The organism is Roseateles sp. P5_E1, assembly GCF_054049335.1.
Window position 1 is genome coordinate 1 of the sequence record NZ_JBFUMN010000014.1, and the last position, 19058, is coordinate 19058.

Sequence of the window (19058 nt, forward strand, 5' to 3'; positions counted from 1 at the left end):
CAGCGCATCGCCACCGTCGAGCCGGTGTTCGCCAACCTGCGCCACAACAAGCGGTTGAGCCGCTTCACGCTGCGCGGCAAGGACAAGGTCGGCACGCAGTGGCGGCTGTTCTGCCTGGTGCACAACATCGAGAAAATCGCCAATAGAGGCGAACGATCATGAGGAATGGGAAAGGTGCGCAACGCGAGCAAGGCGCCAGAAGCGCCACACAGGGCATTCACAAGGTCCAATCCAATCGGGTCGGTGCCTCGATGCATCAAACGATGAAGAATTCCTCAGCATCTACGGTGATCAGCCGCTGCGGGCATCGCAGAAATCGGGTTATTGCCCAGCCTCGTTAGGCGTCAAACTATGAGCGAGTCCCTCACGTTCTCCTTACTCGGAAAATTCCTCGTCCGCGCAGTTGTCGCAACGATAGGCAGTGTGATTGCGATCGTGTTGGCGATGTTGAGCGGGATTTTTTCCGGAGGAGGTCGTGATGGACTCACTTTCGCAGCGGCATTCGCGCTATTCGGAGTGGGCTGGTCATTTCTTCCAGTGGTACGAGCAACGCGAACGAGTGCAATCGCTGTCCTTATTGGCTGGCTAGCGTTGGCTGGTTTCCTAGCCACGTTTGGAGCCTCTGGAGTAAGGGGGTGGATGCTTCTCCCGTGGTTCCTGGCATCAATCGGGCTTGGGGCGTGTTTGGCTTTCGAGCCACCACCATTTCTTACAGAAACCCATAGCGCGACAGAAACACAAAGTGGTGAAAATGACGCCTAACCGGTCTTTCGAGCGGACTGCCCTCGGCAAGCCTCGGTCAGCCGCTCAACTTCAACGTCAGAGCGCATCAATGAAATCCTACGCAACCATCGCTCGCCGAGCGGTACGCATCCTCGGGCACCCAAACAGTGGGTGGTCGCCCGCAGATCCTGATGACGATAACGCGCTGGAGATCGAGTTTCGATTCGAGATCACAGACGATGGAAACAAGAACTTCTTGCTTGTTTGCCATTCGTTGGATGGGTGCTATGCCGCCGATACCTGGCATGAAACCCTTGAGGAGGCCGTTGCCTGTGCACAAGACTCCTATGACATCGCGCCATCGGAATGGATGATGTCTGGGCCCACCACCTAACTGAGTGAGCAGGCCGTGACGCAGACCGGCGCGTCAGGCGAGTTATGCCTTCCCTACAAGCCATGGAGCCATTTGCTTGACGAGCATCACCTTTGAATCTGCCAACCAGCCGGAGGTCATCGCCCTCATCGCCGAGTTGGACGCCTACCAGGACACCCTTTATCCGCCCGAAGCCCGGTATGCCTTGGACCTGGCTTCGCTGACCCAGCCGAACGTCGTCTTCGCCGTGGCCCGGGATACGGTGGGGCGGGCCGTGGGCTGCGGCGCAGTCGTGCTGACCCCGGAGTTCGGCGAGCTCAAGCGCATGTTCATCAGCCCGGCGGCACGTGGCCAGGGGCTGGCCCAGCGGCTGCTGTCCGAGCTGGAAGCCGAAGCGGCCGCTCGGGGTTGCGGGCTGGTGACGCTGGAGTCGGGGCCCTACCAGCTCGAAGCGCTGGCGCTGTATGCCCGATGCGGCTACGTCCGCCGCGGGCCCTACGGCGGCTATGCCGACGATCCCTTGAGCGTCTTCATGGAGAAGCGCATCGACGTCAAAGCACCCGCGGCAGATCCCGCCTGACCGCGACGCGGTCGCCGAAGTCGAAATGCCACCACTCGGTGGCGATACCGTGAAAGCCCGCCTCGCGCATCGCTGCGCGCAGCCAGCCACGCTCCACAAGGTGTTCGGGCGTCAGCGCGCCCAGGGCCAGGTGCTCGGCCTCGTGGTCGGGGTGGGAGGCCAGCGTCATCTCGTCGAAGCCGCTGCCCATGTCGACCTCGCGGCCTTGCGGGTCGAGCAGCGTCAGGTCCACGGCCATGCCAAAACTGTGGATGGAGCCGCGCTCGGGGTTGGCGAGATACATCGTCAACGGCGTGCCCTGCAGCTCGTCCCACAGGCGCTGCTGCACGCGCTGGGGGCGCAGGGCGTCCAGCACGAGCAGGCGGTAGCCGGGGCGGCGCTCATGCAGCCATGCGGCGGCCTGCTCCAGCGCGTCCGCGGCCTCGCGGCGCAGCCAGGCGCAGTCGATGCCGGCGTAAACGGAATGGCCGACGAAGTTGTCGGCCGTCGCGTAGCGCAGATCCACGGCGATGCCGTGCTGCAGCGAGGCGAGCGGGCGGAAGTCCGAATGCGAGGCAATGTCTTCGATGCGAATCACGGCAGTCGAGAAAGGTGTTCGTGCGCAGCGGCCGTGATGAACTTGACCAGGCGGCGCGAGGCCTGGCCCAGCGGCGCGCTGGCGGCGCTGAGCAGATAGAGCTGCACCGGCACGGTGGGTGACAGTGGCCGCACGCGGACCTTGCTGGCGTCGGCGCTGGCGGCGGTGAAGGGGTCCACCAGCGTCATGCCGACGCCGGCCTCGACGAGGGCGCGTGCGAGCTGGTAGGTCTGCACGGTGATGCGGCTGGCCAGCGGCTGGCCCAGGGCCTCGCCGGCGTGGTGCAGCAGGCCGGCGAGCGGGTCGTCGCTCTGCAGGCCGACGATCTCGGTGCGGATGTCGGCCAGGCCCAGCGGCCCCTCGCCCTTGGCCTCGGGGCTGTTCAAGGGGCACAGGGCAACCATGGCGCCGCTGGCGATGACTTCGGCCTTGATGCCGGGGTGGCGCGGGTCCTGCAGCGACAGGGCCAGGTCGGCCTCGCCCAGCAGCAGCGCTGAGACGATCTCTCGCGTGTGATGGGTGGCCAGCGAGCAGCTCGCGTTCGGGTAGGCCTTGCACCAGGGCGTCATCGCGGCCGGCACGATGGCCATCGCGAGGGCTGGTGTGGCAACGAGGCGCACCTGCTCGCTCTCGCCGCTCTTCAGGTTGGCCGCCAGGCGGCGGATGCCGACGAGATCGCGGTTGAGCTTGTCGATCTCGACGAAGAGGCGCTGGGCTTCGGGCGTCGGGTAGAGCTTGCCGCGCACGCGGTCGAACAGGGCCATGCCGAGCTGCAGCTCGCAATGCTGCAGCACCTTGGTCACGGCGGGCTGGGAGATGTGCAACAGCTGGGCGGCACCGCTGATGGTGCCGGCCTGCATGATGGCGTGGAAGACTTCGATGTGGCGCAGCCTCACTTGCGATACACCCCTTCGAAGTTCACTGAGCCGTTGGGCGCCATCTTGAAGCCCACCACGTCCTTGCGGATGGGGATGTAGACGGTGGAGTGGGCCATCGTGATCCAGGGCCGCTCGTGCTTGAAGATCTCCTGGGCCTTCTCGTACAGCGCGATGCGCTTCTTCTGGTCGGGGGTGGCGCGCGCCTCGTCGATGAGTTTCTCGAATTCTGCGTTGCAGAACTTGATGCCGCTCTTGTTGGCCGCGCAGCTCAGGTTGGGCGTCAGGAAGTCATCGGCGTCGCCGGTCTCGCCGCTCCAGCCGCTCATGTAGACGTTGTGCTCGCCGTTGTTGGCGCGCTTGAGGTACTCGCCCCATTCGAAGGTCTTGATGTTCGCCTTCACGCCGATCTTGGCCCAGTCCTGCTGGATGAGCTGGGCCATCAACTGGCCGTTCGGGTTGGTCGGGCGCTGCACGGGCAGGGCCCAGAGGTCGATCTCGAAGCCGTTGGGAAAGCCCGCCTTGGCCAGCAGCGCCTTGGCCTTCGCCGGGTCGAACTCGTTCTTCAGCTTCTTGTTGTAGCCGGGGATGGCCGGCGGGAAGGCGCTGACGGCCTGCATGGCGTCGCCGCGCGGGAACAGGGCCTTGAAGATGGCGTCGCGGTCGACGGCAATGTCCAGGGCCTCGCGCACCTCGCGCTTGTCGGTGGGCGGCTTCTTCAGGTTGAAGCTCAGGTAGGAGATGTTGAGCGCCTGGATCTTCTCGATGCTGATGTTGGCGTTGTTCGCCAGCGGGGCGATGTCGACGTCGCGCAGGGCTGCCGTTACATGGCATTCGCCGGCGGCGATCTTCTGCACGCGCACATTGGGCTCACGGCTGATGCTGAAGACCAGATTCGACGTGGGCTGCTTGCCGCCCCAGTAATCTGGGTGCGCTTCCATACGCAGCACGTCGTCCTTGGCATAACTTTTGAAGCGAAAGGGCCCCGCGCCGACCGGCTGCACATTGATTTGCGAGGCCTTTCCTTCCTTCAGAAGCTGCGCGGCGTACTCGGCGGACTGGATGCCCGCCCAGGCGAAGGCGAAGTTTGCGACGAATGTCACATTGGGCTGACGAAGCCGGAAACGAATTGTGCGGTCGTCGATTTTGTCGATGCCCTCGATCAGCTTGGTCAGTCCAAGGTTCTGCGGGTAGATGAAATTTGCCGGAAACGCCCTGTTGAACGGGTGGTTGGGGTCGATGAAGCGTTGAAAAGTGAACAGCACATCATCTGCATTGAGGTTGCGGGTGGGCCTGAACCAGGGGGTGGTGTGGAACTTCACGCCGTCCCGCAATCTGAAAATGAAGCTCTTCGCGTCGGGCGAGATTTCCCAGCTTGTGGCGAGCTTGGGGGTCAGCTCCGTCGTGGGTCGTTTGAAGCCAAGCAACCCGTCGAACATCTGTGCGCTGACCGTGTTGGTGCTAGCGCTGTCCCACATTCCAGGGTCAAAACCTTCCGGACTGGCGTCGGCGCAGTAGATCAGCGGCTTGTTTTGGGCTTGCACCGCAGGCGCGCTGGCCAGCGCAACCAGGGTCAGCAGGGCGAAGTGCAGGGGCTTCATGACGGTGGCTTTTCAGAGGGAGAACGGGCGGGAATTGTTTGGAGCACGACCCGTCGCGGCAAGGGCGGCGAAGGTCGAGACGCATAACCCAAACTTATACCCTCCGCGCCCCCTAGTTCGTAACGTTTAGCCACGGTCCCGTCAGGGCCTGCCATCAGAATCCGTTCCGCCCCCCTAGGCCACCCCCCTAGTACCGAAGTGCAGCGACGTTCGCTGCTAAGGATTGCTTTTCCATGACTGACCCCCAGCGCCGTAAATTCCTCCAGTATTCAGCCGCTCTTGGCGGAGCTGTTCCCTTGGCCGGTTGCGGTGGTGGAGGGGGAGAGGCCATGGCCGAGGCGACTGCGTCGGACGGAGCGACCGTCACTGCTTCGGTGATCAAGCTGCCCACGACCGCTCCTGCCCCCGCACCCGTTCCGGCTCCGCCCCCGGCTCCAGCTCCTGCCCCCGCACCTGTGGCCACTCCGACGCTCGGCCTGTTTACTGGCGCGATGCAGTTCAGCTTGGTCAGTACCAAGACGCAAGCCAAGGCGCCCTTCAGCCTGGGCTTCGCCTTCAAGCGCGGCGACATCCCGGCGGGCAGCACGGTGGGCTCTAGCCTGTCTGTGTTGCAGGTCACACCACGTACGACCTGGCCTGACGGCTCCCTGAAGTTCGCCCAGATCGCCGGCTTTGCCGACCTGACGGCCAACAGCTTGCTGACCGTGCGGCTGCGTCGCGTTGCAGCCAGCGCTGGCAGCGCTGCGCTGCTGACCGTTGCGGACCTGAAGAAAACTGGCATCACCGCCGAGGTTGGCGCCGGCAGCCTCGGCACGGCCAGCTTTGGCGCTGCCGACTGGGATGCGCCGCAGGCCACCTGGGTCAGTGGCGCGCAGATGTCGTCCTGGGTCTTCCGCAAGCCGGTGGGCAGTGACGCTCACCTGGTGGCCTGGTTGGAGGTGCGCCTGTTCGCCGGCGGCGCCGTCGAGATCCTGCCCTGGATCGAGAACGGCTACCTGATGGTGGCGGGCCCGACCAGCAAGGCGGCGACCTACACCTTCAAGATCAATGGCACGCAGCGTTTCTCGGCCACCATCGACCTGTCCCACCATTGCCGCACGGCGCTGATCAACGGCACGGCCCTGTCCTACTGGCTAGGCACCGACCCCGACGTGACGCCGCGCCATGACCTGGCCTATCTGCAGGCCACCGAGCAGGTGCCGACCTACAGCGCCCGCGTGGACGCCAATGGCGCCGTCGCCCAGTGGCTGGTGACCAGCTACACGCCGCTGGACAAGGCCAACTTCACCTACGCAGGTGACTCCATGGCGGCCACCGGCTACCAGGAACCCATCGGCCTGCTGCCGATGCATGACGCGCTTTATCTGACCTGCGAAAGCAGCAACACCTATGCGGCCGTGGTGCGCAACGGCTTCGCGGCAGGTCGCTATCCGCTGTTCTATCGCGACGAGAAGACGCAGCGCCCGATCCGCTTTTCCCAGTACCCCAACCTGGTGTTGCACAAGGACAGCCGCGTCAGCGACCTCGGCAGTTCGACGCGCAGCCAGTTCACGCCCCAGCCTACCGGCACGCAGTCGCCGCGCTGGGACTGCGCCCACAGCCCGTCGGTGGGTTATATGGCCTATCTGGTCACGGGCCGCTGGTACTTCATGGAGCAGGTGCAGTTCGCCGCCACGCTGAACTACCTGAGCAAGGCCGACGAGCCCAACATGCGCCGTGGCTCGCAAGGCCTGGTGCAGTCCTGCTTCGGCGGCTGGCAGACCCGTTCCGCTGCGTGGCAGTGGCGCGCTCTGACGCAGGCGCTGAACGTGACGCCGGACGACGACACCACGCTACGCCAGGAGTTCATCAACTGCGTGCAGTCCAACATCGAGAACTTCCACGCCGTCTACGTCGCCCAGCCCAACAACCCTTATGGCTGGATCCAGCCGGGCGAAGGCTACGAGAACACCATGCAGTTCGGTGCGGTCTGGCAGCAGGACTTCGTCACCGCCGCCTTCGGCTACTCGTTGTCCATGGGCCTGCCGGTACCGGCGGCCGTCGAAACCAAGCACGCGGCCTTCTTCCGCTGGAAGGCGCGCAGCGCCGTCATGCGCCTGGGGCCGGCCACCGGCTTCTGGTACGTGAACGCGGCCGTCTACACCATGAGCATTTCGCCTGTTGCGGTGCCCGACTTCCAGACCGGCAAGGGCCCCTGGCATCTCAACGATGCAGCTGTCTACCTGGCCAGCTATGCCAGCCTGCCGGCCTGGTTTGGCACCGTGGAAGGTAAGCTGGCGGGCGAGATCATGCCGGGTGATCGCGCGGCATGGGGCAACCTGACGACGGCCATGGCCTATGCAGTCAGGCATGGCGTCGACGGCGCCGCCACCGCCTACCAGCGCCTCATTTCGGCCAGCAACTATCCGGCGCTGCGAGATGCCTTCAACAGCGCGCCGGTCTGGTCGGTGGCGCCGGCGCGGGTCATTCCAAGCTGGCTGGCCAGCAAGCCCTTGAACACCTGGTTCGAGATCCCCGGCACGGCTGGCGCCGGCGGCGCGGCAGTCGATGCCTACAGCGGCATCGCCATCAACGACCGCACCAGCGAAATCATCATCGCGGCGGCCGGTGGCCATACCGATTCCTATGACAACCGGGTCGTCTCCATCAGCCTCGCGTCGGACGCGCCGACCTGGAAGGTGCGCCTGGCGGCCAGCAAGAGCTACGCGCAGAATGTTGCCCACTACACCGATGGCATGCCGTCGTCGCGCCATATCTACAGCACGGCTCATTTCATTCCGCAGATCAACCGCCTGATGCTGTTCGGTGCGCGCGGTGTGTACGGTTCATCCTGGGACTTTGCCAAGGTCGACGCCTTCAACCTCGACACCAACACCTGGGACAAGGCCGGCACCTGGGCCGACATGCCCTCGGGCTATTACGGTGCTGCGCAGATCCGCGCGACCGGCGAGGTTGTCAGCACTGGCCTGAAAAAGTGGTCGCCCGTCGATAAGAAGTGGACGGACCTCGTCACCAACCCCGTGGGTGACGCGGTGCGCTGGCCCATCGCCTTCGATGCGCGACGCAACCAGATGTTCTGCCTGCAATGGGGCGACGGCCAGGGCTTCGACCCGCAGCGCATGGTGGCCAGCCGCGTTCCGCTGGGCAGCGGCCAGCAGATCGCCGTCACATTCAACGCCAGCAGCGCGCTGACGCAATGGCAGAACGAAAAGCCGAGCTATGCGGCGATGGACTATGACCCGGACAGTGACCGCTTCCTGTTCTACAGCGGCCAGGGCGAAGCGGCGGGCCGCGTCTATGTCGTCACTCCCAATGACAGCAATGTCTGGGACATGAGCCTGCTCAACGGCGGCAGCCAGAAGATCGCGCCCACCCCCGACAACGGCAGCGGCCTGCAGAACCGCATGCGCTACGTGCCGGCTCTGCGTGGCTTCGTGCTGCTGACGCGTGGCAGCGCCAACCTCTACTTCCTGCGCACGGCCTGACATGCAGCCCCTCGTCCGGCCGCACACCGCTGAACGCGGTGCGACCGACCGGTCTTGCAGACCGCGCTGCGGCAGTGCCGCAGCCCTTCGGCAGGCACATGGCGCCCACTGGGCGCCATGTGTCCGGCCTCAGCCCCCGGGGGGGACGGCGATGCTTGCGGCATCGAACCGCAAGCACATCGCCAGCGCGGGCCGGCTCGGGAGCGGCCCAGCGCTCGGCCCGCAAGATGTCGACCCCGTCGGCTGCGGCACCGGCACTGCGCCGCGGACAACTGAAGGTGGCGGCAGAATCGGTCCACGATGTGGGCCGACTTCCAACCGCTAACCGTTCAGCGCGACGGCGTCACGCTGTTCGCCCGCCAGGGCGGCCCGTCGGCATCCGGCAGACCGCCCTTGCTGCTTTTGCACGGCCACCCGCAGACCATGGCGATGTGGCACCGGGTTGCGCCCACCTTGGCGAAGACGCGACGCATCGTGCTGATGGACCTGCGCGGCTATGGCGACAGCGACCGCCCACCGGCCGGTGAGGGCAGCGCGGCCTATGCCAAGCGAGAAATGGCGCGGGATGCCATCGCGCTGATGCAGTCCCTGGGCCATGAGCGCTTCGCCGTGCTCGCCCATGACCGCGGCGCGCGGGTGGCCCACCGGCTGGCGCTGGACCACCCCCAGGCTGTGACAAGACTGATGCTGCTGGACATCGCGCCCACGCTGGCCATGTACGAGGGCACGACCGAGGCCTTTGCGCGTGCCTACTGGCACTGGTTCTTCCTGATCCAGCCGGCGCCGCTGCCGGAGCGCCTGATCGAGGCTGATCCGATCGCCTATCTGCGCGACGGCATGGGCCGGCGGGGCAGCGGCTTCTTCGACAAGCGGGCCTGGGCGGAATACGAGCGCTGTATGGTGCGACCGGGTTCGGCCGCGGGCGTCTGCGCCGACTACCGTGCCAGCGCCGGCATTGATCTCGAACACGACCGTGCCGACCGTGCCGCGGGCCGGCGTGTGACCCCGCCGCTGCGCGTGCTGTGGGGTGCCAATGGCGTGGTGGGTCGTTGCTTTGACCCGCTCAAGCTCTGGCAGGCGGCGGCCGAACACGTCAGCGGCCGCGCCGTTGACAGCGGCCACTACATCGCCGAGGAAGTGCCCGAGGTGGTGCTGGCCGAGGCGCAAGCCTTTTTCAACGAGGATTAAGGGCTTTCGAGGCCATTGCCCGAGCTGCGACATGGTCTTGGCGCGTTGATTCCTATCGTAGGAATGCTCGCAAATCAGGGTTTCCTGCGCGTCAACGGTTCACGCGCCAGGAGCCAGCGAAAATAGCGCCATGAAGTCCATCGCCCAAACCCCCAAGTACAGCCGCGCCCAGGGCCTGCCCGCCCTGCTCCAGCAACGCATCGCCGTGCTCGACGGTGCGATGGGCACCATGATCCAGCGCTACAAGCTGGTCGAGGCCGACTACCGCGGCGAGCGCTTCAAGGACCATCACAAGGACCTGAAGGGCAACAACGAGATGCTGATGTTCACGCGGCCCGACGTGCTCAGCGAGATCCACGAGCAGTACCTGGCCGCCGGCGCCGACCTGATCGAGACCAACACCTTCGGTGCGACCTCGGTCGCCCAGGAGGACTACGACCTCGCCGGCCTGGCCTACGAGATGAACGTCGAGGCGGCCAAGCTGGCCCGCGCCGCCTGCGACAAGTACTCGACGCCCGACAAGCCGCGCTATGTGGCTGGCGCGCTGGGCCCCACGCCGCGCACCGCGTCCATCAGCCCGGACGTCAACGACCCCGGCGCACGCAACGTCGACTTCGACACCCTGCGGGCCGCCTACTACGAGCAGGCCAAGGGGCTGCTGGAAGGCGGATGCGACCTCTTCCTCGTCGAGACCATCTTCGACACGCTCAACGCCAAGGCCGCCATCTTTGCGCTGGACGAGCTGATGGAAGACACCGGCGAGCGCCTGCCCGTCATCATCTCCGGCACGGTGACCGACGCCTCCGGCCGCATCCTGTCCGGCCAGACGGTGACCGCCTTCTGGCACTCGGTGCGCCACGCGCGGCCCATCGCCATCGGCCTGAATTGCGCCCTGGGTGCGACGCTGATGCGCCCCTACATCGAGGAGCTGTCCAAGGTGGCGGGCGACGTGGCGGTGAGCTGCTACCCCAACGCCGGCCTGCCCAACCCGATGAGCGACACCGGCTTCGACGAGACGCCGGACGTGACTGCGCGGCTCGTGGGCGAGTTCGCCAAGGCCGGCTTCCTGAACATCGCCGGCGGCTGCTGCGGCACGACGCCCGACCACATCGCGGCGATTGCCAAGGCCGTGTCGGCCTACAAGCCGCGCGTCAGTGGCGAGAAGTTCTTCAGCCAGATGCTGGCGGCGGCCTGAGCCTCAGGAGGCGCGGTTCGGCGCGCTTGCTGGCTTGGCGCTGCGCCGCGGGCTCTCGCTGAATTCCGCCGGCGGCTTCATCAGCGCCGGGTCGGGCTCACCCCGCTTGAGCTTCTCCAGCCGGTAGTTCTGTTCGCCCATCCGCGGGTCGGCGTCGCGGCTCATGACCGTCAGCATCAGTTCCGGACTGCGCCAGACCTCGCGCGTGCTGACGATGGGCTTCTCGTTGCCGATCTTGCCGGCCTCGATGGTCCAGGTGGTGCGTTCGCCGCTGACCTTGAGGCCGTCGATCTCCTTGGGCGCCAGCGCCGTCGTCGTGCCGCCTTCGCGCGGCAGCATGCCAGGCAGCAGCAGCGGCATGGGCGGCACAGGGGGCGTGGGCACCATCAGCGGTGTGGGTGGGGCGGGCATGGCAGGCGGCGCGGGCAATTCGCTGGCGCGGATGACGCGCAGCTCACGGCGACGCTCGACGGCGCTGGCACCCGGTGCGGGTGTTGTCATCAGCTCCTGCTCGATGACGATGCCCGGCTCACCGGCCATCGCCCGGGCGCGCACGCGCTCCGCATCCACGCTGCGCGCCCGCTCGGCGACCCGACCTCCCCATTCCTTCCAGCGCGCCGCCTGTTCCTTCATGCGCTCGCCCCAGTCCTGCATCGAAGCTTCCCAGGCGGCATGGGCCGCCGCGTCGGCGCCAGGCGCCCAGGCCGCGTTGCTGCGCAGTCGCTGCACGCGCTTCTGGTCGGGGTAGACGACCCAGCTCTCCTTGGACACCGGGTCGTTCAGGTAGATGACCTTGGGGCCGCCTTCGCGCTGCACCTCGCGGCGAGTGCGGCCCTCGCCGTCGCGGCAGAGCTGGCTTTGCTGCTTGCGCACGATGCGGTTGCCGTCACCCAGCGTCTGTACGTTCTCGTGCACGGCGGTGGCGCAGTAGGGCGCGCCCCTGACGACGCGCTCGCTCTCCAGCTCGCGGCCGGCGAAGCTCAAGGCCTGGTCGCCCAAAGCGATGCGCACGGGCATGTCAGACAGGGCGATCTGCACGCTGCGCTCGATATCCCGTTCGAAATCGCGCTCGATCAGGCGGTCGGCCTCCAGCGCGGTGGCCGAGGCCGCCAGGGCCAACAGTGCCAGGCCGGTGATGGGTTTCTTCATGTCGTTCTCCGTCGTCAAGTCAATTCAGGATGCGCACGGCCAGCACCTGGCCGCTCGGGTCCAGCATCAGTTCGGCGCGCACCGTTTCGTCGGCGCGTGCGGCGTCAAAGGGCAGGCCCAGCAACGCCAGGCGCTCGCGCGGTAGTTCGGTGGGCTGCAGCCACACGGCGGCGCTGCGCTCGGCCGTCAGCGCGGCCTGGAACTCGCGCTCGGACACCAGCGGGATGAAGCCGCTGCCGGCCGTGGCGGCCTGGGCGGTCTGGCTGCCCGGCGGGTCGAGCAAAAGCATGGCGCTCAACAGCACGGCGGCCGTGGCGCCGAGCGCGCCGCTGCCCCAGGCGAGGCGGCGCAGCCAGCGCGGCTCATGGGCTTCGGCCCTTTCAGCCGCCATGCGGCGCACGCGCAGCAGGTGCTGCTGCTCGGCCAAGCAGGCAAGTACGGCGGCGTCCTGTTCCGCGCCGGGTTGCAGCTTGGAAAAGTCCGCGCGGGCCGGCAGCAGCCAGGCTGGCGTGTCGTTGTCGATGCTCATGGTCGTTCTCCCACGGCCAGCAGGTCGGTCAGCCGCTGGCGGGCGCGGTGCAGGCGGGTGCGCAGCGCGTCGACGCTGACGCCGGCAATCGCCGCGGCGTCGTCGTAGCTGCGCTCCTGCAGGTCCACCAGCACGATGGCCTCGCGCTGCGGCCAGCTCAGCCGGCGGATGGCGGCCCAGAGGCCGTCCTGCCGCTGGTTTTGATTCAAACGCGTGTCGCTGCCCGGCATGGGCTCGGCGGTGTCATCGGTGTCGAGCGAGTCGTCCAGCGGCACGTGGCGGCGTGCGTCGCGCCACTGGGTCAGCAATTGGTGCCTGGCCATACCGGCGAGGTAGGCGCCGAGCGAGCCGCGGCCGGGCTGGTAGGCCTGCGGGCCGCGCAGCAGCTGGGCAAAAGCCTCCTGCACGGCGTCCAGCGCGGTGGCCTCGTCGCCGGCCAGGGCCAGCGCGTAGCGATACACCGAGCCGCTCTCGCGCCGGTAGAGCAGGGCCAGCGCATCGGCATCGCCATTGGCCACGCGGGCCATCAGGGCCGCCTCATCACCTGACGCCGAAKCGGCCGGCGCGACAAAGCCGAGGCGGGTCAGCCAGCTCATTCCGGGCAGCATGGTGTGAGGGCCTGCGGGGTTTGCATGCCTCTATTGAGCGTGGGCAGGCCCTTTCGTTACTCCGGACAAACCCGCCGTCACTTTCAGCACAGGCCCGGCGCGGCATGATGCTGCGCACCGAAAAAAGGAGAACGCCGCGATGCTGAAGCTGCAAGGCATTGACCACCTCGTGCTGCGTGTCATCGACCTGGACACGATGGTGCGCTTCTACGTCGACACGCTGGGCTGCTCGATCGAGCGCCGCCAGGACGAGATCGGCCTGGTGCAACTGCGCGCTGGCCACTCGCTGATCGACCTCGTGCCGGTGGCCGGCAAGCTCGGCCGCATGGGTGGCGCAGCGCCCGGCGCCGAGGGTCGCAACATGGACCACTTCTGCCTGCGCGTCGAACCCTTCGACGCGGCAGCCATCCGTGCTCACCTGGTTTCTCACGGTGTCGAAGCCGGCAAGACCGAGAGCCGCTATGGCGCCGAAGGCGAGGGGCCGTCCATCTATCTGAGCGACCCCGAAGGCAATGTCGTCGAACTCAAGGGCCCGCCCGGGAGCATCACATGAGCATGAAACCACTGACCCGCGCCATCGTCTGGGGCGGCCTGCTGGCCGGCACCGGCGACTTGATCTTTGCGCTGAGCTACTACGGCATGAAGCTGCGCGTTTTCCAGGGCGTCGCCGCCGGCCTCATCGGCCGCGAGGCGGCCTTTGGCGGCGGGCCGGAGACCTTTGCGCTGGGCGTGGCGCTGCACTACGGCATCGCATGGATCTGGGCCGCCATCTTCTGCGTGGTGGCGCTGCGCCTGCCCGTCCTGCTGCGCAATGCGACCGCCGCCGGCCTGGCCTACGGCTTTGTCGTCTACTTCGGCATGAACAACGTCGTGCTGCCGCTGTCAGCCCTGCATACGCCGTTCTGGCCGCCCAAGCTGGACGCGGCGGCGATTGCGGCGCATTGCTTCGTGTTCGGGTTGCCCATCGCGCTGGCGGCGCGGCGTTGTCTGCTGGGCCCGCCAGTGCGTTGAAACCTGGCGCCGGCAGAATTGCCGCCATGCCCGTCCTGCCCACCAAGTTGCCGAACACCGGCACCACCATCTTCACCGTCATGTCGGCCCTGGCCGCCGAGCATGGCGCCGTCAACCTCGGCCAGGGCTTCCCGGACTTCGATGCCGACCCGGCGCTCATGCAGGCCGTCACCGAAGCGATGGCCGCCGGCCACAACCAGTACCCGCCGATGACCGGCGTGCCGGCGCTGCGCCAGGCCGTGGCCGCCAAGCTGAATGCGCTCTACGGCTCGGCCTACGACGCGGACCGCGACATCACGATCACGGCTGGCGGCACGCAAGGCCTGATCACGGCGTTGCACAGCTGCGTTGGCGCAGGTGATGAGGTCATCATCATCGAGCCAGCCTACGACAGCTACGACCCGGCCATCCGCCTGGCCGGCGCGGTGCCCGTCGGCGTGCCGATGACTCTGGACTACCGCATCGACTGGACGGCGGTACGCGCCGCCATCACGCCGCGCACGCGGGCGCTGGTGATCAACACACCGCACAACCCCAGTGGCCGCATCGCGACCGCCGAGGACCTGCGCGAGCTGGAGCGCATCGCCGAAGCGCACGACCTCTTCATCGTCAGCGACGAGGTCTACGAGCACATGGTGTTCGACGGTGCGCCGCATGAGAGCGTGGCGCGTTACCCGGGTCTGCGCGAGCGCAGCTTCCTCGTCAGCAGCTTTGGCAAGACTTTTCACGTAACGGGCTGGAAGGTCGGCTTCGTCGCCGCGCCGCCAGCGTTGAGTGCGGCCTTCCGGCGCCTGCACCAGTACACGGTGTTCACGGTCCACACGCCGACGCAGCACGCCATCGCGGCCTACCTCGCCAACCCGGCCCCCTGGCAAGGCCTGAGCGACTTCTATCAAGCCAAGCGCGATGGCTTCCGCGCCGCGTTGGAAGCCACGCCGCTGAAGCTGCTGCCCTGCGAGGGCACCTACTTCCAGACGGTGGACTACAGCGCGGTGTCGGATCGGCCCGAGCTGGACTTCGCCAAATGGCTGACCACCGAGGTCGGCGTCGCTGCCATCCCGCTGTCGGTCTTCTACCAGCAGCCGCAGGAGCGCGGGCATGTGCGGTTCTGCTTTGCGAAGCGAGGCGAGACCTTGGCACTGGCGACGCAGCGTTTGCAACGTGGCTTGCCCCGCTGAAGGGCGTCCGTCCCTGGCGCTGGCACGCTCCGTGCAAACCCGAGGTCACATGACCGGCACGCCCGCTGTACGAGGCGTCGGTCGAGAACCAGTTCACGGAGTCCTTCATGTTGCACCACACGCGTGCGCTTACCGATGCACCAAAGCGGGCGTCTGCTGCACCCAAGCAGACCGCGGGCGAGCTGTTCGGCAAGACCATCAACCTGTCGGGCCGCCGCCGCTTCACGTCGCAGCGCGTCGTGCTCTATGCAGTGCTCGCCTCGCAGGGCCGCGACGGCGCACTGACCATTGCCCGCGACGCACTGACCACCTTCAGCGACGCACATGGGACGCTGCTGCAGGGTGAGCTGTCACCCGACGCGCTGGGCGGCGAGCTGAAACAGGCCTATTTCGGCCCTGACCGCGCCAACGAGCGCATCGTCGGCTTCATCGAACTGGCCCGGCGCGCCATCGAGGCCATCTCGGCCAACGCACACAGCGCACCGGCCCTGCTTGAGGAACTCGTCGAGGCCGCGACGCCGTTGCTCGCCACGCTGAACCGGTTGACCCAGATCTACGAAGACCTCGCCCGCCAGCAGGCCGCCTCGGCCAAGAAACAGCTGACGGCCGTCATGGGCGACATCGAGCTCATCGCCAGGCATGCGCGCATCGTGTCCTTCAACGCCCAGGTCGTCGCGGCGCGGGCGGGCACCTCGGGCCGCGAGTTCGCGGTCGTGTCGGGAGAGTTCACGCAGATCACCGGCAAGCTCGACGGCCTGGTGCGCGAGGCCGTGAGAAGCGCGGTGGCTTGATCGGTCAGGCGGTAGGTCGCAGCGGGCAGCTCGCGCCTGTCTCGGGAGTCTCGGCCAACCGCATGGACAGCTCGGCCCTCAGCCCCTGCAACGCCGCAATGCGCGCGTCGATGTCTGCCAGTTTGCGCGCCAGCGCCGCCCGCAGCGCCGGGCCGGCCTCTTCACCCTGGGCGAGCAAGGGCATGTCGGCCGCGATCTCGGTCAGCGTGAAGCCCAGCTGCTGGGCCGTGCGCACATAGCCCAGCCATTGCACGGTCTCCTCGGGGTAGTCGCGGTAGCCGTTGTCAGCGCGGCGCGCCTGCAGCAGCCCGCGCTTCTCGTAGAAGCGCAGGCTGTCGCGGCTCAGGCCGGTCAGTGTGGAGAGGGTGCCGATGAGCATGGGGCATCCGAAATGGCTTGACCTTGGAGTGTGGTCCAAGGTCGAGCATGCGCACGTCCCTGTTTCGTGCCTCTCCATGCCTGCTTTCAGCAACTCCAGTTTCCTGCGCGTCGTCTGGTTCAGCGCACTCTACGACCTCATCGTCACCGCGCCCTTTGCGACGCCCTGGACCTTCGAGCTGAACCGGGCGCAGCTGAGCGCCATCAACCAAGCCCTGGGCGGCCAGCCGCTGCCGCCTTTCGACCCGATGCAGACGCTGTTCGCGGTGCTGATGGGCAGCGTCGTGATGGTCTGGGCGGTACTGCGGCTGCGCGGTCCGACGCAGCAGTTCGGCCGCTATGACGCGGCGGCGCGGGTACTGTTCGGCGTTTGGATGGCGTGGGCCTGGATGCAGTCCGGGGCGCCGGTGCTGCTGCTGTTCATCGTGCCGGAGGTGGCGTGGGCGGTGGTGCAGGGCTGGTGGGTGCGGCGGGCCTGATTCAGGCCAGTTCCACAGGCACCGTAAGTGCCGCTTTCGCAGCTCGCCTGGCCAGCGCCTTGTCGAACGTCACGAAGCCCGTGCATCTTCCGCTGCGAGCAACGTGCAACGCGTCGGCGAAATCGAGTTTGCGCGATTCACAGGCCTCAAGCGCCGTGAGCATCTCGTCACGGCCTTCCAGGTGCACGTTTGGCATGCCTGCGAGAGCGCGCAGCACGCGGATCACGTCCGCGCTTCATCACGCTTCAGCGACGGGTTTTTGCTGTCAGCGAGGCTGGATCGAAATTCGGCTGTTTGCGCTGCTTACCCCGTGAAGGGGCCGTGACCATGCCGGCGAGGTCGCTCGCTTTGGCGGTGGGGACGGCGGCCTGCACCCGTAGGCCGTCGGGCTCTTCGGCCCCAGCGGTTTGGAGCCTGACGTTGGTTTCGGCTGCACGAAGTAGGAAGTCCAGAATGAACAAAGCGGTGAACTTGAATCGCTCCTTCGGTGGCGGCAATGGTCGACCAGCATGAAATAGCAGTTCGTCCAAATCTCCATTCTTGAGAGTAGACATGTAGTTCAGGCTTGAGCAGGCCTTCTGGATATCAAGGTCGGCGAACGAAAGTGCGATGTGGTGATGCGCGAACATATTCCGAACCTGGGCAAGCTGAATCAAGTCTTGGTACATCGCTTTCGGAATGAGACTCATGGAGTAAGCCAAGTCAGCTCGTACAGTCAGTGAGCCCAGTGCCCCACGGCCAGGGTCGAGAAGTTGGTCGGTGACGCCGCTTCTAAGAAGAGAACTTCGGAGTAACGACCCAAGGCACGCATCCAGGTACCCCGTAGCGATGATGACGATGGCAAAGTCTTTCTCATCGTTCAGCACGTCGAGCAGCGCTTGCATGTCGGCACGAAGAAGCTCTGGGGCTAGGACTACGCGTTTTCTTGTTGGAGCTTTCATGCGGAATTTAGCCTCGTAAGCTGGAGTTCATGAAATGAACCCCAGCGCCCTCGGACTCTCCAAATCAGGCGCCTGAGCATGTCACGGGCGTTGGGGTTCGCTGTGCTCACCGCCAACCTACCGAACAAGCTACCCGGCAACCTGAGCGCGCTCAAGCATCGCCTGAAGCAACACATTGCACCCCGCCTCGATGTGCGCCGGCTTGGCGTCCTCGATCTCGTTGTGGCTGATGCCGTCCTTGCAGGGGATGAAGATCATGCCGGCCGGGGCCAGGCGGGCCATGTAGACGGCGTCGTGGCCGGCGCCGGAGACGGCGCGCATATTGCTGTAGCCCAGCGCATCGGCGGCCTTCTGCACGGCGGCGATGCAGTCGGCGTGGAAGGGTTGGGCGGGGTAGGCGCTGACGGGCGTGATCTCGATGGGCAGGCCGCTCTCGGCGCTGAGCTTGGCGGCTACCGCGCGGATGTCGGCGTCCATCGCTTCGCACAGCGCATCGGTCGCGTTGCGCAGGTCGATGCTGAACTTGACGCGGCCGGGGATGACGTTGCGGCTGTTGGGGTGGACCTGCACCATGCCTACCGTGCCGCGGCCGTGCGGCGGGTGTCGGTGGGCGCAAGCGACGACCTCCTGCATCAGCTTGGTGGCCACCTGCAGCGCGTCCTTGCGCAGGGCCATGGGCGTTGGGCCGGCGTGGGCCTCCATGCCGGTGACGACGCAGTCATACCAGCGGATGCCCAGCACGCCGGTGACGACGCCGATGGTCTTGTCGTGGTCCTCCAGCACCGGGCCCTGCTCGATGTGGGTCTCGAAGTAGGCGCCGATGGGGTGGTCGCCGGGGATTTGATCGCCGATGTAGCCGATGCGCTCCAACTCGCCCTTGACGGTCTTGCCCTCGGTGTCCGTCGCCGCGTAGGCATGCTCGAGCGTGAAGGCCTTGGCGAAGACGCCCGAACCCATCATGACGGGCACGAACCGCGAGCCTTCCTCGTTGGTCCAGAAGGCCACCTCGATGGGCGCCTCGGTCTCGATGCCGTGGTCGTTGAGCGTGCGCACGACCTCGATGCCGGCCAGCACGCCGTAGTTGCCGTCGAACTTGCCGCCCGTGGGCTGGGTGTCGATGTGGCTGCCGGTCATGATGGGCGGCAGGCTGTTGTTGCGGCCCGCGCGTCGCATGAAGCCGTTGCCGATCTGGTCGATGGTGACCGTCATGCCGGCTTCGCGCGCCCAGCGCGTGACGAGGTCGCGGCCCTGCTTGTCGAGGTCGGTCAGTGTCAGGCGGCAGACGCCGCCTTTCTCGGTGGCGCCGATCTGGGCCAGTTCCATCAGCGAGTCCCAGAGGCGTTGGCCGTTGACGCGCAGCTTCGTGATGTCGGGGCGGGTGACGACGGTATCCATGA

21 protein-coding genes are annotated in these 19058 nt (G+C 66.5%); 11 read left to right on the plus strand and 10 right to left on the minus strand.

The genetic code is table 11. The features are described 5' to 3' along the window. Positions 1-6: 6 nt before the first annotated feature. The 3 genes from ACXJKJ_RS13795 (at position 7) to ACXJKJ_RS13805 (ending at position 1676) form a co-directional block, all read left to right on the plus strand. Entirely contained in the window at positions 7-162 is a 156-nt protein-coding gene (locus tag ACXJKJ_RS13795; RefSeq protein WP_457390582.1) for a transposase, read from the plus strand. A 670-nt stretch (positions 163-832) separates the two neighbouring features. Beyond that, positions 833-1117, plus strand: a complete 285-nt coding sequence (locus ACXJKJ_RS13800; protein WP_457390508.1) for a hypothetical protein — start codon at positions 833-835, stop codon at positions 1115-1117. Positions 1118-1193: 76 nt separating this feature from the next. Next, positions 1194-1676 carry a GNAT family N-acetyltransferase gene (locus tag ACXJKJ_RS13805; RefSeq protein WP_457390509.1) on the plus strand — a complete coding sequence of 161 codons (483 nt, stop codon included), beginning with the start codon at positions 1194-1196 and terminating at the stop codon, positions 1674-1676. Here ACXJKJ_RS13805 and ACXJKJ_RS13810 read toward each other — a convergent pair. The 3 genes from ACXJKJ_RS13810 to ACXJKJ_RS13820 are packed head-to-tail and all read right to left on the minus strand — an operon-like array spanning position 1648 to position 4729. Continuing rightward, the gene (locus ACXJKJ_RS13810) at positions 1648-2253 is read right to left on the minus strand and encodes a M15 family metallopeptidase (RefSeq protein WP_457390510.1); all 606 of its coding nucleotides are present in this window, start codon (positions 2251-2253) and stop codon (positions 1648-1650) included. The genes ACXJKJ_RS13805 and ACXJKJ_RS13810 overlap by 29 nt on opposite strands. Beyond that, positions 2250-3149: a LysR family transcriptional regulator gene (locus ACXJKJ_RS13815; RefSeq protein WP_056192080.1), complete on the minus strand. Its 900-nt coding sequence runs from the start codon at positions 3147-3149 to the stop codon at positions 2250-2252. The genes ACXJKJ_RS13810 and ACXJKJ_RS13815 overlap by 4 nt, the downstream gene beginning before the upstream one ends. Next, positions 3146-4729, minus strand: a complete 1584-nt coding sequence (locus tag ACXJKJ_RS13820) for an ABC transporter substrate-binding protein (protein ID WP_457390511.1) — start codon at positions 4727-4729, stop codon at positions 3146-3148. Before ACXJKJ_RS13820 ends, ACXJKJ_RS13815 begins: the two co-directional genes overlap by 4 nt. A gap of 455 nt (positions 4730-5184) precedes the next feature. On the opposite strand from ACXJKJ_RS13820, the gene ACXJKJ_RS13825 reads away from it, so the two are divergent. From ACXJKJ_RS13825 to ACXJKJ_RS13835, 3 genes are all read left to right on the plus strand, one after another. After that, complete coding sequence (locus tag ACXJKJ_RS13825) at positions 5185-8214, plus strand: hypothetical protein (protein ID WP_457390512.1); 3030 nt, start codon at positions 5185-5187, stop codon at positions 8212-8214. Between the two features lie 300 nt (positions 8215-8514). Then, on the plus strand, positions 8515-9402 hold the full coding sequence (locus ACXJKJ_RS13830; RefSeq protein WP_457350998.1) for an alpha/beta fold hydrolase: 888 nt from the start codon (positions 8515-8517) through the stop codon (positions 9400-9402). Between the two features lie 130 nt (positions 9403-9532). Beyond that, on the plus strand, positions 9533-10597 hold the full coding sequence (locus ACXJKJ_RS13835; protein WP_457350996.1) for a homocysteine S-methyltransferase family protein: 1065 nt from the start codon (positions 9533-9535) through the stop codon (positions 10595-10597). Positions 10598-10600: 3 nt separating this feature from the next. Here the strand turns inward: ACXJKJ_RS13835 and ACXJKJ_RS13840 are convergent, their stop codons facing one another. Genes ACXJKJ_RS13840 through ACXJKJ_RS13850 form a run of 3 tightly spaced genes read right to left on the minus strand, consistent with a single transcriptional unit; the run spans position 10601 to position 12871 of the window. Then, complete coding sequence (locus tag ACXJKJ_RS13840) at positions 10601-11746, minus strand: hypothetical protein (protein WP_457390513.1); 1146 nt, start codon at positions 11744-11746, stop codon at positions 10601-10603. 19 nt (positions 11747-11765) lie between these two features. Further along, positions 11766-12275 (minus strand): hypothetical protein, encoded by a 510-nt coding sequence (locus ACXJKJ_RS13845; protein ID WP_457390514.1) that lies wholly within the window; start codon positions 12273-12275, stop codon positions 11766-11768. Further along, on the minus strand, positions 12272-12871 hold the full coding sequence (locus tag ACXJKJ_RS13850) for an RNA polymerase sigma factor (protein WP_457390515.1): 600 nt from the start codon (positions 12869-12871) through the stop codon (positions 12272-12274). Before ACXJKJ_RS13850 ends, ACXJKJ_RS13845 begins: the two co-directional genes overlap by 4 nt. A gap of 151 nt (positions 12872-13022) precedes the next feature. On the opposite strand from ACXJKJ_RS13850, the gene ACXJKJ_RS13855 reads away from it, so the two are divergent. From ACXJKJ_RS13855 to ACXJKJ_RS13870, 4 genes are all read left to right on the plus strand, one after another. Then, on the plus strand, positions 13023-13436 hold the full coding sequence (locus ACXJKJ_RS13855) for a VOC family protein (RefSeq protein ID WP_457390516.1): 414 nt from the start codon (positions 13023-13025) through the stop codon (positions 13434-13436). A 2-nt stretch (positions 13437-13438) separates the two neighbouring features. Next, complete coding sequence (locus ACXJKJ_RS13860; RefSeq protein WP_457390517.1) at positions 13439-13894, plus strand: hypothetical protein; 456 nt, start codon at positions 13439-13441, stop codon at positions 13892-13894. A gap of 26 nt (positions 13895-13920) precedes the next feature. Beyond that, positions 13921-15072 (plus strand): methionine aminotransferase, encoded by a 1152-nt coding sequence (locus ACXJKJ_RS13865; RefSeq protein ID WP_457390518.1) that lies wholly within the window; start codon positions 13921-13923, stop codon positions 15070-15072. A 107-nt stretch (positions 15073-15179) separates the two neighbouring features. After that, positions 15180-15863 (plus strand): methyl-accepting chemotaxis protein, encoded by a 684-nt coding sequence (locus tag ACXJKJ_RS13870; RefSeq protein WP_457390519.1) that lies wholly within the window; start codon positions 15180-15182, stop codon positions 15861-15863. A 4-nt stretch (positions 15864-15867) separates the two neighbouring features. On the opposite strand, the gene ACXJKJ_RS13875 is transcribed toward ACXJKJ_RS13870, so the two are convergent. Next, the gene (locus ACXJKJ_RS13875; protein WP_056192111.1) at positions 15868-16242 is read right to left on the minus strand and encodes a MerR family transcriptional regulator; all 375 of its coding nucleotides are present in this window, start codon (positions 16240-16242) and stop codon (positions 15868-15870) included. Positions 16243-16318: 76 nt separating this feature from the next. Between ACXJKJ_RS13875 and ACXJKJ_RS13880 the strand changes: the two genes are divergently transcribed. Next, positions 16319-16720 (plus strand): hypothetical protein, encoded by a 402-nt coding sequence (locus ACXJKJ_RS13880; RefSeq protein WP_457390520.1) that lies wholly within the window; start codon positions 16319-16321, stop codon positions 16718-16720. Between the two features lies 1 nt (position 16721). Here ACXJKJ_RS13880 and ACXJKJ_RS13885 read toward each other — a convergent pair whose 3' ends face one another. The 3 genes from ACXJKJ_RS13885 to ACXJKJ_RS13895 form a co-directional block, all read right to left on the minus strand. Next, the gene (locus ACXJKJ_RS13885) at positions 16722-16946 is read right to left on the minus strand and encodes a hypothetical protein (RefSeq protein WP_457390521.1); all 225 of its coding nucleotides are present in this window, start codon (positions 16944-16946) and stop codon (positions 16722-16724) included. 19 nt (positions 16947-16965) lie between these two features. Continuing rightward, positions 16966-17604 carry an MltR family transcriptional regulator gene (locus ACXJKJ_RS13890; RefSeq protein WP_457390522.1) on the minus strand — a complete coding sequence of 213 codons (639 nt, stop codon included), beginning with the start codon at positions 17602-17604 and terminating at the stop codon, positions 16966-16968. Positions 17605-17790: 186 nt separating this feature from the next. Continuing rightward, on the minus strand, positions 17791-19056 hold the full coding sequence (locus ACXJKJ_RS13895) for a Zn-dependent hydrolase (protein WP_457390523.1): 1266 nt from the start codon (positions 19054-19056) through the stop codon (positions 17791-17793). Between the last annotated feature and the right edge of the window lie 2 nt (positions 19057-19058).

What these genes read in the sequence shown, in the direction of transcription:
- ACXJKJ_RS13860 (WP_457390517.1), top strand. Translation starts at nt 13,439, where the DNA reads ATGAAACCACTGACCCGCGCCATCGTCTGGGGCGGCCTGCTGGCCGGC.
- ACXJKJ_RS13865 (WP_457390518.1), top strand. Translation starts at nt 13,921, where the DNA reads ATGCCCGTCCTGCCCACCAAGTTGCCGAACACCGGCACCACCATCTTC.
- ACXJKJ_RS13890 (WP_457390522.1), bottom strand. Translation starts at nt 17,604, where the DNA reads ATGCAAGCGCTGCTCGACGTGCTGAACGATGAGAAAGACTTTGCCATC.
- ACXJKJ_RS13820 (WP_457390511.1), bottom strand. Translation starts at nt 4,729, where the DNA reads ATGAAGCCCCTGCACTTCGCCCTGCTGACCCTGGTTGCGCTGGCCAGC.
- ACXJKJ_RS13840 (WP_457390513.1), bottom strand. Translation starts at nt 11,746, where the DNA reads ATGAAGAAACCCATCACCGGCCTGGCACTGTTGGCCCTGGCGGCCTCG.
- ACXJKJ_RS13830 (WP_457350998.1), top strand. Translation starts at nt 8,515, where the DNA reads ATGTGGGCCGACTTCCAACCGCTAACCGTTCAGCGCGACGGCGTCACG.
- ACXJKJ_RS13875 (WP_056192111.1), bottom strand. Translation starts at nt 16,242, where the DNA reads ATGCTCATCGGCACCCTCTCCACACTGACCGGCCTGAGCCGCGACAGC.
- ACXJKJ_RS13895 (WP_457390523.1), bottom strand. Translation starts at nt 19,056, where the DNA reads ATGGATACCGTCGTCACCCGCCCCGACATCACGAAGCTGCGCGTCAAC.
- ACXJKJ_RS13800 (WP_457390508.1), top strand. Translation starts at nt 833, where the DNA reads ATGAAATCCTACGCAACCATCGCTCGCCGAGCGGTACGCATCCTCGGG.
- ACXJKJ_RS13845 (WP_457390514.1), bottom strand. Translation starts at nt 12,275, where the DNA reads ATGAGCATCGACAACGACACGCCAGCCTGGCTGCTGCCGGCCCGCGCG.
- ACXJKJ_RS13855 (WP_457390516.1), top strand. Translation starts at nt 13,023, where the DNA reads ATGCTGAAGCTGCAAGGCATTGACCACCTCGTGCTGCGTGTCATCGAC.
- ACXJKJ_RS13835 (WP_457350996.1), top strand. Translation starts at nt 9,533, where the DNA reads ATGAAGTCCATCGCCCAAACCCCCAAGTACAGCCGCGCCCAGGGCCTG.
- ACXJKJ_RS13870 (WP_457390519.1), top strand. Translation starts at nt 15,180, where the DNA reads ATGTTGCACCACACGCGTGCGCTTACCGATGCACCAAAGCGGGCGTCT.
- ACXJKJ_RS13880 (WP_457390520.1), top strand. Translation starts at nt 16,319, where the DNA reads ATGCCTGCTTTCAGCAACTCCAGTTTCCTGCGCGTCGTCTGGTTCAGC.